The sequence below is a fragment of the Dictyobacter aurantiacus genome (genome assembly GCF_003967515.1).
GTDB lineage: Bacteria > Chloroflexota > Ktedonobacteria > Ktedonobacterales > Ktedonobacteraceae > Dictyobacter > Dictyobacter aurantiacus.
Genome location: NZ_BIFQ01000002.1, coordinates 1570621 through 1583444, shown reverse-complemented (window position 1 = coordinate 1583444; position 12824 = coordinate 1570621). Strand labels below are relative to the sequence as shown.

Genomic DNA, 12824 nt, shown 5'->3' with positions numbered 1-12824 from the left:
CATGCTGATCCACGAATACAAGCTTGATGGCAATAAGGCACAATATGCCGCCATTGATGAAGCGATTCGTGTCTGCCAGTTCATTCGTAACACGTGTCTCCGTCTCTGGATGGACGACCACGCCACCAAGAATGACTTGCAGAAGTATTGCGCCGTCCTTGCCAAAGAGTTTCCCTTCGCCAACCCTCTCAATTCTCAGGCTCGTCAAGCGGCTGCCGATCGTGCGTGGAATGCTATTCAACGTTTCTATGACAACTGCAAAGCCAAGAAACCTGGGAAGAAGGGCTATCCCCGTTTCCAGCATGATAATCGCTCCGTTGAATACAAGCAGACTGGATGGAAGTTAGAGCCTGATGGCAGGCATCTTACCTTGATCGATGGGTGTGGCATAGGTCGTCTGCGTTTAGTGGGAACACGTGACATTGAAACGTTCCCCATCAAACAAATCAAGCGGCTGCGTCTGATCCGCAGGGCAGATGGGTACTATGCCCAGTTTGCGGTGCAGGCACATCGGGTCATTGAGCATGAGATGACCGGCGCAACGGTTGGTATCGATGTGGGGCTCAAAGCCTACTACACCGACTCCAATAGCAACACGATAAAGAACCCGCGCCACTATCGCAAGGCAGAAAAACGACTCAAGAAACTGCAACGCCGTTTGTCTCGCACCGCAAAGAAAAGCAACAATCGGAAGAAAGCCCGCCAACGAGTCGCCAAAGCACATTTGAAAGTCCAAAGGCAGCGTGAGGATTTTGCCCGCAAAGAGGCGAACGCGCTCGTCACGTCTCACGACCTGATTGCCTATGAAGACTTGAAGATTGTCAATATGGTGCGCAATCGGCACCTTGCCAAGAGTATCAATGATGCCGGTTGGGGACACTTCCTCCAATGGGTCAACTACTACGGAGCGATGCACGACATTCCAGTTGTGAAGGTGGTACCACACTTCACCAGCCAGAACTGTAGTGGATGCGGCACGCTCGTCAAGAAGAGCCTGAGCGTACGCACACATATCTGCCCTGCCTGTGGATTGGTAATGGATCGGGATCACAATGCCGCTGTGAACATTTTAAACAAGGCTCTCAGTACCGTCGGGCAGACGGGAACTGATGCACCTGTGAGTGCATAAAACGCTTCTGGACATCGGACCCCTACTTCTCAGGAGCAATCCTGTTAAGCACGTTGGATGGATGAAAGAAGAATCCCCCGCATTTATGCGGGTGGAGTGTCAATTCAACATATGGCGGGATGGGACTGTATCAATCTAGAAACGGCATGCGCTGGGAGCGCTGTTTGCGCAGGCGAGTACTCCAGTTCGGTACTATGATGAGATCCATTATGCACTGCGTCAACCAGCGAAGATCTGGCAACATCCTGCGGTACGGCTGCTGGGTATCGAAGATCTTCCACTCCTTGCCGCATCCCCTCCAGAGTTCCAAAACGATGGCTTTGAGAGCCAGGCTGTGCTCCTGCAGGAGAGCATTACCGCAGCGGGTATCATCGATGGGCACATAGTAGCAATCGCCTCTGCCTCCGCTCGTACACAAAGGTATGCAAATATTGCAGTGAACACGCTGGAAGCCTGGCGCAATCAGGGCATCTCCAGTGCTGCTACCTCATTAGTAGCAACACACCTGCAAAAAGCAGGCCAGGTTCCGGTATGGAGTACCGGTATCGATAATTATGCCTCACAACGCGTTGCCGAGAAACTTGGTTTTTCTCGGGAAGGAGCACGTACCTATCTCATACCACGCCTAAAGCAAACGCAACATACGTGATCAGGCGAACAGTCACGCAACCCGATAGAGTGTCAGGAGCTACGCATCTTCTGCTGTATCTGCTGAACCGCTATTTCAACCAGTTCATGAACTGGTCTCGTACCATCAAGCATGAGGTCATTATGCTTGAAAATACGCTCGTTGATCGCAAGGTAGAGCTCTCTATATCCACCAGAGAGATAGGTTCGTAACCACTCAGTCAGGAGATTATATCGATCATCTGGCTGTTGCATGACATAAGGAGGGTCGGTCAAACCTAAGAGACGACGCGCTAACGCGATATCGAGTGGGATGTCTAATGCAATCACAAAATCGATGAGATGTTTTATGCTCTCTCTTGCATAACCAAAGGGCTCTTCAACGACAATAAATGTCGCAGGCTCCAACCGCTCTCCACTCCAATGAATCGTGATCGCCTCCCTCCGGCGCAAGGCTTCTAGATCCAGAACGAGTTGTGGCGTTTCCCACAGATCAGGGTCTCCCCCATCTCTAGCCCACTGGATAAGATTCTCGGGGTAGCGTGTGGACGGGACAACCTGCGGTTTATAGTCATCAAAAAACAGCGTAGCCGCATCATGTAATGCATGAGCTAATGCTTTCACCAGCGTTGTTTTCCCCGCTCCCGATGCGCCACTGATCGCAATCACAAAACAGGGCAATGCCATATCTCCATGGTGGTATTTCATAAGTTCATTCGCCTCGTCAGGTGAACACAGTCATGCTGCGTCTCTCATCATGATGAAGAAAAAGACGGTCACATTCAAAGAGCAGTGAAGCGTTCGCGTAGGCGCGCGATATCGCTGGCATGCTTCTCGAAACGCGGAAGATCTGGCCGCCATATGGGAAACTGTTCTTTTATTTCAATTTGCACCAATGGATTCACGATGGGACAGACGAACTCGCCGATGTGCCCACGATGCGACCCTAGCATCTCCTGTGGCCAGACAGAACCTTTCGCTGGTCCTCCTGCCACAATGGCCTCCCCTTGATTGTTGAGATCGACCAGTGCCACTTGAATGCTTTCTCCATCTTGCATAAAATCCCGTTGTGCGTCAGGCGGGGGCCCTTCCTGTGGACAGAAGCCCGCTTGTTCAAATGCTTCAGTCAAACGCTCAGCGTCTTTAGCCCAGGCAAAAAGATCGATGTCTTCATGCTCACGAGTGATCTGACCCAGAGCAAAATCGACTGCCCACCCACCGCGTACCCAGATCGGAATAGCCTTCGTTTGGCACACAGCTAGAATCTCTTGCAGAAGTACAAGTTGCCGGGTGTTCATAAGAAGATTCTTTCTCCATAAGTAGTTCTACGCCTACGCTAGCCACGCCACCACTTCATTCAAACACTCATGAATTGGCTTGATAGTATCCACGATAAGATAAGGATGGAAAATGGGATAGCTTGCCTGGGAGCCATACAAACGTCGATATGCTTGAAAACGGTCCCAATCCGTTTGGTGATGAGCTGGAAGCCCAAGCGCTTTGCGACTGGTAATACGACGCTTCCAGAGTAACTCATCAGAACAGATACACTCGATTATGGCTAACGTGGCCTGCGCTTCCTGCGCAATAACTTGAGCATGATCATAGCTCATGGATGCAGTGAGGGGGCTATCACAAATCACGCTGAGACCTTGCAATAGCTGACGACGAGCAATGCGAAACATGATATCATACGCTAATCCACCAACTTCTGGGATCTCATCGGCCAGGCAATCTCTCACATCATCCTTGTCAATCAGGGGCCAACCAAAATGTTCGCTGACAGCACGGCTCAGCGTGCTCTTCCCACTTCCCGACAATCCCTTCATAACAATCAACCACATATGAACGCTCCTCGCGTCGGTCTTTCCACAGATAGAGAAGAAAGCAAGATGCCTCATCTCATATGCATCAATATGTTCTCACCTTTAGATCGCCACATAGTAGACGCTAAATGTCCCGTACGCCTGAAACCCAATGCGGCGATAGAGCGCACTTCCCATCGAGGAAGCCGCCAGCAGGCCGATGCGATACCCACACGATCGTGCCTTATGCAGTGCGGCAAGCGTCATCGCCGCACCAACACCGTGACCTCGATAGTGAGGCAGCGTAAAAATAGTTCTCAAGGATGCTGCTTCCATACCGCAAAACAACAGGGACGTCGCCACCGGTTCACCATCGATGGTTCCAAGATACAGACGCAGTGGGCTGTGATGGTCGAGGTGCAGGCCAGAGTAGAGGGTAAAGCACTGCCGAATGATCTCTTCAGAGCATTCAGAGAAACACACATACAGCCATTGCAACAACTGCTCATGGGTGCAAACACGATGGATGGTTAATCGAGATGATACTGGTAGGTCCGTGTTCATGTGGAGCAGGTCCACAGCCATGACAGGTTCCGTTTCGGCATGGCTAAATCCGTGATCCCTTAATAGTTCCGTCACGGCTAGCGAATCCTGACAGATGTCAGGATTTTCACGTGAGCAGCTTTGTGAGGGAATGACATCCTCACGGGATGGACTACCGGCAGATGAACCTTGCACTTCCCATCCGCTACTCCCTCCACCTCAAAGGCATCAGGAGCTGCTTTTCGAATGATATTATACGATCCATTACAATCAGCGTTGATGCGTCGGCCATCTTTGGCCCGATAGAGGCCCCGTGCGATGCGTTTTCCGCTGAACGCAAGCAGTTTCTCCTGACCAGCCTGGTAGGTGGGCAGAAGATCACGATCCAGGAAACTGGCCTTGCTGGTGTAGGCCTCTTCCGTGAGCAGCACCCGGATGCCTTTGTGCTCCGCTTTGTACCTGAGCATGTGGATCAAGCGCGCATGGGGAAGCTGAACAAAATGCTGATTGTTGCGTGCGCCCAGGTTGCTCTCCTGCTTCCAGCCTGCGTTGCGCCCGATCACCAGGGTGCCAATGCCCTCGGCGACCAGCAGATCCACCACAAAGCGAGAGATGGTATGCAGATCATGCTCGATGCGTCGATTGCGCCAGATCGTCAGGCGCTGCATGCGTCGGGTCACGCCAGGGCGGCCAAGGGCCTGCTGCAGATCGGCCATCGTCTTGTTATAGAACTGGTTCGTACTTTTGAGACCGCGTCCGTTAACGACGACCGGGACAAAGCCCGGCTTGTTTGAAGTTAACGCGATCACATTATCGACACCAGCATCGATGCCCGCGATGAGGGAAGGATCGACAGCAGATTCGGCTGGCTCCTGTTCATACACGATCTCTACCACGACAAAGCCGTGTTTGGGAACCACCCGGACCTGCGCGATCGTCTTGGGGTCTTGCCGCGTTTTGACCTGAATGCCCAATCCTGAAGGTACAATGAGGTGCCGACCAAGGGTCCGTTTGCTGCGGCTGACGGCCTGCATCGTATAGATCAGCACATGGCGACCGGTCGTTTTGTGTTTGTAGGTGGGCAGTTGGGGACGACGACGGAACGTGGAGGGATCGGCCTTGTAGGCCTTGAGGGCTGCAAAGAACGAGGTCCAATTGCGTTCGAGCAGCAGGAGCACCTGTTGGGCCACTTTGGCCGGCAGGGCTTTGTAGGCTTCATGCGACTGCATGCGCCGATCCATCTGCTGGTAGGTGAGAGAGATCCCCTCAAAGATGAAGGCCTGACGCATTTCGTAGAGCGCTGCGTTATAGAGGTTTTTAGAGGCGAAGCAGGCGGCATCGAGCGCCCCATACCGGGGATCACTCTGATCAATGATATGCCTTTCAGTCAACTGCATGCTCGGCCTCCAACTCCTGCACCAGACGCTCTGTTTTTCGTTTGGCACGTCGTTGCCCATAGAGTCTGGCACAAAAGGAATACACAATGCTGGTGAGGTCTGCGAGCAGGTCCTCGGTGCTCGTGTCAGCCTGATTGACGACCTCGATCTCACGTCCATAGGTGTGAAGCAAGGTCTCAATGTAACGGAACCCGAAGCGGGTGCCGCGGTCTTTGTGCTCAATGACGATACGCCCCACGCTCGGATCAGCCAGCAGCGCCAGAAACTTGGGGCGGTTGTCATTGACGCCCGAGCCAATTTCCTTGACCACCCGACTCACCTGATAACCACGAGCCGTGCAGTACGCGACCAACCGTTCGGCCTGACGATCCAGATTGGCCTTGTTTTCGGCGGAAGACACCCGCGTGTAGACCACGGTGTGCGTCTTCGATACAGGGGCGGAGACCGTGGTTGGTTCATCAATGAGAATCGTGTGAGCCCCGACGCGCCGCCCCTGGATCTTCCCATCCCGGAACCAGCGCCAGGCGGTCTCATAGCGGACCCCTTGCTGTTTGGCATAGTCACTGAGTTTCATAGGCCTATGATACGATGATACGCACGAATTGTCAAGGATTCACTATACTTCCAAAGATCGGTTTCAATACCAGTCCCACATTGTCTGGACGGGAAGAGGGACCTACGAACCAGAGGAATGGTAGGCGGCGCTGTTGAAAATACGCACAGACACGACCGATAGCAGGAGAAAGGCGATCAGGCTCCAGTTGTGTCTGCAGCACGCCATTAAAACTGTCGGCATCACTTCCCGTGGCATACCAAAGGAGACCTGGCTCGTCATGAAGCTCCGCCTGGGGGAGCCGGCTAAAGAGTGTGCGTTCAGCAATGTGATTGGCATCATACGCCAGGGCTACCTTTGATGGAGTGAGATTTTGCAGGATGGTGGTCACGAACAGGGCTACCTTTCTTCACTAACACATATTTGAGGTGAGGGACAGAGAGCACTCCCTCTCTCTTCGGTCTAGGTCTCGTTAGAAATATCATGTAATACCGAGCACGTCATTACCTTTGTTCGCTTCTTTCCCGCTGCTTTCGCCTGAGAGATATGATCTCATCCTCCGTCAACTGCTCCTCTGGAGGAATATATGTGTGCTCAACAAGTCGCACGTGGAGTTCTCTCTTTGTCAGCCACTCCCAACGAGTGACATTACTTGGATGAGGATGAGGCTCTACATCATGCTCATCTATCTCTTCTGATACAACGTAGAGATAACCAGGAACCACGCCATCATGTTTGATGCTTCCAGCATCAGAGATGCTGATAAGCGAAGGCCTATGAGAGAATGCGCATGCAATCGCTTTCTCCTGTGTAATAGAACTGCCAATGCGTAATGTCGTGATTTCTTGCTGAGATCCATGATACCAGGTGCGACGATAATCCCAGTTTTCCATGTTTCTTTCTCTCCATAGCTTTTTGCGCTCAATTCTATCATGGTAGGAACAAATCAGGCAAGGAAGGCTGCCACGGCAAGAACACACATAAAAGTAGTATAATTACCATGTTTTTCGGCCGACAGACAGTGCGATATAAGAAGGAGGCAATCATGGAGACACATCCCATCGATCAATCAAACATACAAGAAACCAATCGCACAGGCTGGAACAAAGCAGCACAGCAGTTTTATGGCAGCACAGCACTCCCAATATATGGTCCACTGGCACCCACAGAGGACAACCTGAGATTGCTTGATCCAATTCGGGATGCTCGTGTTCTTGAAATCGGTTGTGGAAGTGGGCATTCTCTCCTCTACCTGGGTGAGCACAATGCCGCCGAACTCTGGGGACTGGATCTCTCAGACACACAGATTGGCTATGCTTCCGCACTGCTCCAGGAAAAAGGCTATACAGCCCACCTCTTCTCGTCTCCAATGGAGGGAAATCCCGGCATCCCGGCCACCTATTTTGATATGGTGATCTCAATCTTCGCGCTCGGCTGGACCTATGATCTTGCCCGTACACTCTCTCTTATCGCGTCCTATCTGAAACCAGGTGGAAGCTTCGTCTTTAGCTGGGAACATCCCGTCTATGGATGCCTCAAAAGTCAGGATGGCCAGATGGTTCTCAAGCGCTCGTATAGCGATGCGAGTCCCATTACACGTTCCTCGTGGGTCAACAATGCAGCCGTTATTCAGTATCCCAGAAAACTGAGCACCTACTTGAATAGCCTCATCGAGGCCGGCTTGATGATAGAACGTGTCATCGAAGGCGACGTGAATCCCTCGCTTGCCACGGAGGACGACCACCTCTTTGAGAAATGGTATTCACTCGCGCGAGCACATATGATGCCAACAACATTCATTGTGAAGGCACGCAAGCCTGACATCCAACAGAGAGAGTCTTTGTGCTCAGATGGCAACTTCCCTGCTGTATCAAGATCAGAAACAGTAACCAACTGCATCCGGCAGAGGTGAGCAGAGTGCCTCTTTCACCACACCACCCAACTCTTGTTGAGAGCCAAAAAGTGCATGAAATTCATCAAGGGCATGGGCGCGCGCCTCTTCACCTAACTGCATATCAAAGAGCCGCCCTATATAGTCCGTGTACTCCTGTAAGACCCATTCATAATTGTAGTAGCTCATGAGATAAGCATCGACGTGATAATCAAGGCCATAGGCTCGGTGAAAGTCAGAATCTTCCGCGTTCATTTCCTGACGGTAAAACATGAGATCTCGTTCTCTGGGAGCAAGCATGATGCCGTCCCAATCAATCATGATGAGGGTCGTTGCTGTTTGTATGATATTGAAAGGGTGGATATCTGCATGACAGATCACCAACTCATAGGCATGTTGTTTGCAATATTGACTCAGTCGATACCCATTTTCAATGGTTTGATCTATCACGTCCCATTGTGACATCACAATATCTCGCAAGCGCTCCAAGAGGGCATCGTTGCCGATATACTCTCTTGCCTTTCTCACCAGGCTTCTCGCAGATGCTTGAAACTTGTCAAAGGCTTCTCTCGGAAGCAGTGCTCTGATGGGCTGTGGCAGTTTGGCATCATGCATGCTCCGCAGGTACTGAGCAATCTCGGCCTGGTGTTCTTCGTTGAGGCTATCATAGCTCAGGGTTTTGCCTTCAAGAAAGGGATACAGACTAAGATTGTATCCATGTACCCTTGGGATCGCCCTTTGATCGAGAGGAAGAACGGGACCGATCACAAAAGAAAGACCAAGCTCATCGTGAAGATACGAGGTTACACGAGCGACAGTGGGCGTATTGAGACGGGAAAGCTTCACTATCCATAAGCTCTGACTCTCATCGTGTCCTTTGTACACCCAGGCTCCTTCACCCACAGGGAGGAACTCCAGAAATTGCAAATGGAGAGAGAAATACTCTTGGACGGCTGAAAGAATGCTGCTTTCAGCAATATTCATGCGATGCTTCATGCCATCATTGTACCATCAACAACACCCCAGGCCACTTCAATGCATCTTGAAAGACCCCATCAGTCCAAAATTGCCAGCGCTGAATTGGCCTGCTGAACAGAAAAAAGCTCAGGATCGTAAGACGCGCCTGCCCACTGGCGCATCTGCATATGCTCAGGATGCTCGGGATTCTGCAATGCCTCAAGCAATAACGTGTACCCACCTATCCCACCAGCATCCTCAGGTGGGCAAGCTCGCTCACCAGCCAGACAACGAGGTGTCATCCAGAGATTGTCCTCAGGCAGATTTTCATCGGGCAGATGCTCAATCTTTTCAATAGTAATCTGGTGCATCCAGCCATCTCCCAAATCATATTCGTACGTGAGATTCAGCCAATCAGTCCAGACAGTCGCATCGAGCTTTGTTCGTCGGCTATCTCTGATACGTATGTCTGCATCCTCCCAATCAGGATCAGGGATGCCATAGATGGTTGTCTTCTCGTTGATCTTTCATCTGAATAAATAGAGATGAGCGTTCTCCCATCCCATCACCACCTGAAGCATTTTATGCAGGGTATGGAGGCTGATGGCTCCAGGTACAATTATTTTCCGCCAGATAGGGGGTTCAATGCCGGTCAACTGAACGTGTAAATAATAACGGCTCTCTGACTGATAACTTCCCATATACGTCTCCGCTTCTACAATTTAATTCAAGTGAAACAGATAGACACAGAAAAATCAAGCGAATCAAACACCTTTCCACCAGTTTTACACCGTTCAGCATTATAGCCCTAACGAATTTGAGTCATTGTATGCTCAAGGTTTTCTTGAGCAGTACCTCTGCTGGAGTGGGGGTTTGGGTCCAGCTTATAATATTCGATAAATAACTTTTGGAAATGTTCCGCCAGGAGTAAAATAACCAAATGCATAAGATCCATCTTCTGAATTAATGGCTGTGTTTAGTTTCCATATATGTGGTTGCCCCAGAAACGCAGCTTCTCCACTTATTAAAGTAATAGGTTGTACGAAACTTTTAGGTGTATATATTGTGATGTCCATAGCTGCTATAACAGAGTTGGAGGAACCCGTGTGAAGAGGTACGATAAACATGATTTTGCCTATATTCTCTTTCATGCTTTCAATTTGAAAATTTAAATACGGAGATTGAGACCACTGACCAATTGACCGAATTTTTTTCTCAATTTTTGATAATTCTATATGATCACTTTCTATTCCTGTCCAATCTGTGTCAGCAAGTACCCAACTTAAGTATACTCCTTCTGGAAGAAATTTTCCGTTTGGATTAAGATACCTTCCCAAATGTTGCATGATCTGAATTTGAGGTTCTTTTACAACTCCTGTATGCAAACATTCAGAAATAATGACGTCAAATTTTCTTTCAGGTATATATATTGTTGCATCTGTGCAAATTACTTTTATTTTCTCTGATAATGAGAGTGAATTGATGAATTTGGAAGCTCTATGGGCTGTCTCTTCATTAATCTCCAGTAGTACAACATCTGCTCCAGCCAACGCCGCTGCAATAGCTAATATGCCCGTTCCTCCTCCTGCTTCAACAACGTATATATTCCTTCTTCCCAATTCTAACTGTAACTCTCGTATACAACAAATAATTCCGAGAATAAATGCTTGTGTTCTTCTTATATCATAAAGGCACCGCCTCGCATCCTCACTGGCCATTCCCCATTTCCCATCAGATACGTTTCCCAAATACAGGGGCTGTATCGTAAGATACTGTTCCATCTGTGTTGCAGAAATAGGATCCAAATCATTTATTAGTGAATACATATGACCAAAGTGAAGAATTGCTAAAGGTTCTGCCTTTAATAAGGCGTTAATGAGATCTAGAGTAATTTGTTCGGTGCACGGCGTAGTTGTTTCCCAATTAATGCTCATGTAGGAACCTCTCCTCCAAGAATTACTTACTCTGTGTTAGTCAATTAGTAGATAAGGTCAATGGTGTATCAGGTGGAGTAAGGGAAATTGCATAGCAGATAATGCAGATATATTCCGATTTTTTTGAGTTATTTCATATTCCCGGAATATAACTCAAATCCTCAAAAAAGACCTCTGGTTTGTTACAGTAATGGGGTAAATGTTTCTCGTTGGTTCACAAAAAAGATTCTCCAGCACTGAATGCAATTAAAATTGCTCTCTGGTCTGTTCTAGTGAAACAAGCGAATTTGCTTCTCCTGTAAATGCAACTATGGGGCAAGTAAGAATGGAAGAAAGCTATAAGTATATTGATCGATTAAATTAAATGAATAGAAAATAATTATTAAAATTACCCTCTATTAAATCGATATACTCCCATAGCTCTTCTGGACTGTACTGAAATTGACGCAGCTTGTCTCAAAAAACACGTAACTGGCAAGATTACAATGAGAGGATAGTGGTTGGTTTCTTGTTGGACAAATTCCCCAACAACAATCAACGCCATCGATTGAGGCAAATTCCATTAATCTGAAAGCTCGACGACTGGATCGTTATAGCTTACTTCAGTTTCCTCTGCTGTATCCTTTTGGGGAGGGGTCAAGCGTCCAAAGTTCGTAAAAAAGAAGGGTAACGGAATACTCAAGAGAGCTATTCCACAAATGCTAAATACCCAATCAATATGATTTGTAGCAGTAATTGCTGCTCCCCCGGCCAGCATTCCAAGTGGCATGAAACACCAGGACAACACCATTTCAACGCTCGCGATACGCCCCAACAGAGCATTGGGTACAATTCTTTGCTCCAAACTGGTGATATTGAGATTTATAAGGACCACCAATGCATTAATTGCTGCCCATAAAAAGATCGCTATCCAGAATTGATGCCAGGCTGACATGATAATCAATAAGACACCTTCCACAATTTGCGAGCCTAGGATCAATGCTCTAAAAGTAAAGCGTGTATTGATCAACTTTACGCAAAAGGTCATAATTAAAACTCCGACTCCTTCAGATGCAAAGAGGATTCCAATCTGTGCGGGAGTCAAATTTAGAGCTTTCTCTGCGAAGAAAAGCATCTGCATCTGAGGAATTATAAAGAAGAAGTTTGATAGCATTAGCATAATAAATAACCCACGCAACAGTTGATGTTTCCAAGCGTAAATTAATCCGTCACGAATATCTTTTATCACTGCTTGTATATCAAGTTTTTCTGTCGATGCAGCATCAAGGTTGAAACTCCTTTTGATCATTATTAGTGAGAGAATCGCGACTAAAAAACTCATAGCGTCTACGAAGAAGAGTGATGTAATCGGAATAATACTAATTAACAACCCTGCGAGAATGGGACCGCCAATTGTTGTAACTGAGATACTTGTTTGGATTCGCGCATTTGCTGCCTCTAGCGAATCGCTCGAAACCAATGCAGGAATTGCAGAAAATTGAGCAGCATGAAAGAAGGCCATGCCAAGAGACATAAGAAACATGACAATATAAATCCATCCAATTGTCAGGAGATGCAACATATTGAAGAGAGGAATGGTTGCAATGGCAACGCCTTGCAAAAGATTGGATAATATGAGGATCACACGTCGATCAAACCGATCAATAAGTGCGCCTGCAATTAATCCAAACAGGAGAGTGGGAACCATGCTTATGGCGGTAGCTATGCCCAATTGCAGAGCAGAACCAGTGAGTATGAAAATGAGCAAAGGCAGGCCAAATATCGTGAATGAGTTACCCAAATTAGAAATAAACTGTCCGGTCCAATATTTCCAGTAATCAAGGCTGAGCCCTTGAGTCTGATTTGTACTGGTAGGTGTCATACATACTTTCCTTTTACGTTTATATTAATCAAGCCCCTGACAAAGGGCCAGAGCAAGCAATACACTTGCTTTCTTACAGCCATCTCATAGCACCCTAAAACAGCGCATCTCAGTGTTATTGGGCTCA

General features: G+C 48.3%; 15 protein-coding genes and 1 pseudogene. 3 read left to right on the top strand and 13 right to left on the bottom strand.

From position 1 onward, the window contains the following. Position 1 precedes the first annotated feature (1 nt). Positions 2-1129: an RNA-guided endonuclease InsQ/TnpB family protein gene (locus tag KTT_RS31160; protein ID WP_126601567.1), complete on the top strand. Its 1128-nt coding sequence runs from the start codon at positions 2-4 to the stop codon at positions 1127-1129. Positions 1130-1259: 130 nt separating this feature from the next. On the opposite strand, the gene KTT_RS36445 is transcribed toward KTT_RS31160, so the two are convergent. Next, complete coding sequence (locus KTT_RS36445) at positions 1260-1511, bottom strand: hypothetical protein (protein ID WP_162511824.1); 252 nt, start codon at positions 1509-1511, stop codon at positions 1260-1262. Here KTT_RS36445 and KTT_RS37825 point away from each other — a divergent pair. Continuing rightward, a complete protein-coding gene (locus KTT_RS37825) occupies positions 1464-1778 on the top strand; it encodes a GNAT family N-acetyltransferase (protein ID WP_160146257.1) in 315 nt (104 codons plus the stop codon). The genes KTT_RS36445 and KTT_RS37825 overlap by 48 nt on opposite strands. Before the next feature lie 32 nt (positions 1779-1810). On the opposite strand, the gene KTT_RS31150 is transcribed toward KTT_RS37825, so the two are convergent. The 8 genes from KTT_RS31150 to KTT_RS31115 form a co-directional block, all read right to left on the bottom strand. Further along, positions 1811-2464 (bottom strand): nucleoside/nucleotide kinase family protein, encoded by a 654-nt coding sequence (locus KTT_RS31150; RefSeq protein ID WP_126601566.1) that lies wholly within the window; start codon positions 2462-2464, stop codon positions 1811-1813. 74 nt (positions 2465-2538) lie between these two features. After that, on the bottom strand, positions 2539-3054 hold the full coding sequence (locus tag KTT_RS31145) for a nucleotidyltransferase domain-containing protein (RefSeq protein ID WP_126601565.1): 516 nt from the start codon (positions 3052-3054) through the stop codon (positions 2539-2541). 33 nt (positions 3055-3087) lie between these two features. After that, positions 3088-3600, bottom strand: a complete 513-nt coding sequence (locus KTT_RS31140) for a P-loop nucleotide/nucleoside kinase family protein (protein WP_126601564.1) — start codon at positions 3598-3600, stop codon at positions 3088-3090. A gap of 84 nt (positions 3601-3684) precedes the next feature. Continuing rightward, positions 3685-4200 carry a GNAT family N-acetyltransferase gene (locus tag KTT_RS31135; protein WP_126601563.1) on the bottom strand — a complete coding sequence of 172 codons (516 nt, stop codon included), beginning with the start codon at positions 4198-4200 and terminating at the stop codon, positions 3685-3687. Between the two features lie 2 nt (positions 4201-4202). Continuing rightward, on the bottom strand, positions 4203-5501 hold the full coding sequence (locus KTT_RS31130; protein ID WP_126601562.1) for an RNA-guided endonuclease InsQ/TnpB family protein: 1299 nt from the start codon (positions 5499-5501) through the stop codon (positions 4203-4205). Beyond that, complete coding sequence (locus KTT_RS31125; protein WP_126601561.1) at positions 5488-6075, bottom strand: IS607 family transposase; 588 nt, start codon at positions 6073-6075, stop codon at positions 5488-5490. The genes KTT_RS31130 and KTT_RS31125 overlap by 14 nt, the downstream gene beginning before the upstream one ends. Positions 6076-6106: 31 nt before the next feature. Further along, on the bottom strand, positions 6107-6445 hold the full coding sequence (locus KTT_RS31120) for a hypothetical protein (RefSeq protein ID WP_126601560.1): 339 nt from the start codon (positions 6443-6445) through the stop codon (positions 6107-6109). 112 nt (positions 6446-6557) lie between these two features. Continuing rightward, complete coding sequence (locus tag KTT_RS31115; RefSeq protein ID WP_126601559.1) at positions 6558-6947, bottom strand: hypothetical protein; 390 nt, start codon at positions 6945-6947, stop codon at positions 6558-6560. 152 nt (positions 6948-7099) lie between these two features. Between KTT_RS31115 and KTT_RS31110 the strand changes: the two genes are divergently transcribed. Then, positions 7100-7966 carry a class I SAM-dependent methyltransferase gene (locus KTT_RS31110; protein ID WP_126601558.1) on the top strand — a complete coding sequence of 289 codons (867 nt, stop codon included), beginning with the start codon at positions 7100-7102 and terminating at the stop codon, positions 7964-7966. On the opposite strand, the gene KTT_RS31105 is transcribed toward KTT_RS31110, so the two are convergent. The 4 genes and pseudogenes from KTT_RS31105 to KTT_RS31090 form a co-directional block, all read right to left on the bottom strand. Beyond that, entirely contained in the window at positions 7931-8929 is a 999-nt protein-coding gene (locus tag KTT_RS31105; protein ID WP_160146256.1) for a phosphotransferase, read from the bottom strand. The genes KTT_RS31110 and KTT_RS31105 overlap by 36 nt on opposite strands. A gap of 71 nt (positions 8930-9000) precedes the next feature. Next, positions 9001-9603 (bottom strand): annotated as a pseudogene (locus KTT_RS31100) (plasmid pRiA4b ORF-3 family protein). Positions 9604-9786: 183 nt separating this feature from the next. Continuing rightward, positions 9787-10836 carry a methyltransferase domain-containing protein gene (locus tag KTT_RS31095; protein WP_126601556.1) on the bottom strand — a complete coding sequence of 350 codons (1050 nt, stop codon included), beginning with the start codon at positions 10834-10836 and terminating at the stop codon, positions 9787-9789. Between the two features lie 562 nt (positions 10837-11398). Next, positions 11399-12697, bottom strand: coding sequence for an MFS transporter (locus KTT_RS31090; protein WP_126601555.1), 1299 nt, complete (start codon positions 12695-12697; stop codon positions 11399-11401). Positions 12698-12824 lie beyond the last annotated feature (127 nt).

Excerpts from the sequence above, each read along its gene's own strand:
- KTT_RS31125 (WP_126601561.1), bottom strand. The coding sequence starts at position 6,075 with ATGAAACTCAGTGACTATGCCAAACAGCAAGGGGTCCGCTATGAGACC.
- KTT_RS31105 (WP_160146256.1), bottom strand. The coding sequence starts at position 8,929 with ATGAATATTGCTGAAAGCAGCATTCTTTCAGCCGTCCAAGAGTATTTC.
- KTT_RS31095 (WP_126601556.1), bottom strand. The coding sequence starts at position 10,836 with ATGAGCATTAATTGGGAAACAACTACGCCGTGCACCGAACAAATTACT.
- KTT_RS31160 (WP_126601567.1), top strand. The coding sequence starts at position 2 with ATGCTGATCCACGAATACAAGCTTGATGGCAATAAGGCACAATATGCC.
- KTT_RS31110 (WP_126601558.1), top strand. The coding sequence starts at position 7,100 with ATGGAGACACATCCCATCGATCAATCAAACATACAAGAAACCAATCGC.
- KTT_RS31090 (WP_126601555.1), bottom strand. The coding sequence starts at position 12,697 with ATGACACCTACCAGTACAAATCAGACTCAAGGGCTCAGCCTTGATTAC.
- KTT_RS31145 (WP_126601565.1), bottom strand. The coding sequence starts at position 3,054 with ATGAACACCCGGCAACTTGTACTTCTGCAAGAGATTCTAGCTGTGTGC.
- KTT_RS31140 (WP_126601564.1), bottom strand. The coding sequence starts at position 3,600 with ATGTGGTTGATTGTTATGAAGGGATTGTCGGGAAGTGGGAAGAGCACG.
- KTT_RS31115 (WP_126601559.1), bottom strand. The coding sequence starts at position 6,947 with ATGGAAAACTGGGATTATCGTCGCACCTGGTATCATGGATCTCAGCAA.
- KTT_RS31130 (WP_126601562.1), bottom strand. The coding sequence starts at position 5,501 with ATGCAGTTGACTGAAAGGCATATCATTGATCAGAGTGATCCCCGGTAT.
- KTT_RS31150 (WP_126601566.1), bottom strand. The coding sequence starts at position 2,464 with ATGAAATACCACCATGGAGATATGGCATTGCCCTGTTTTGTGATTGCG.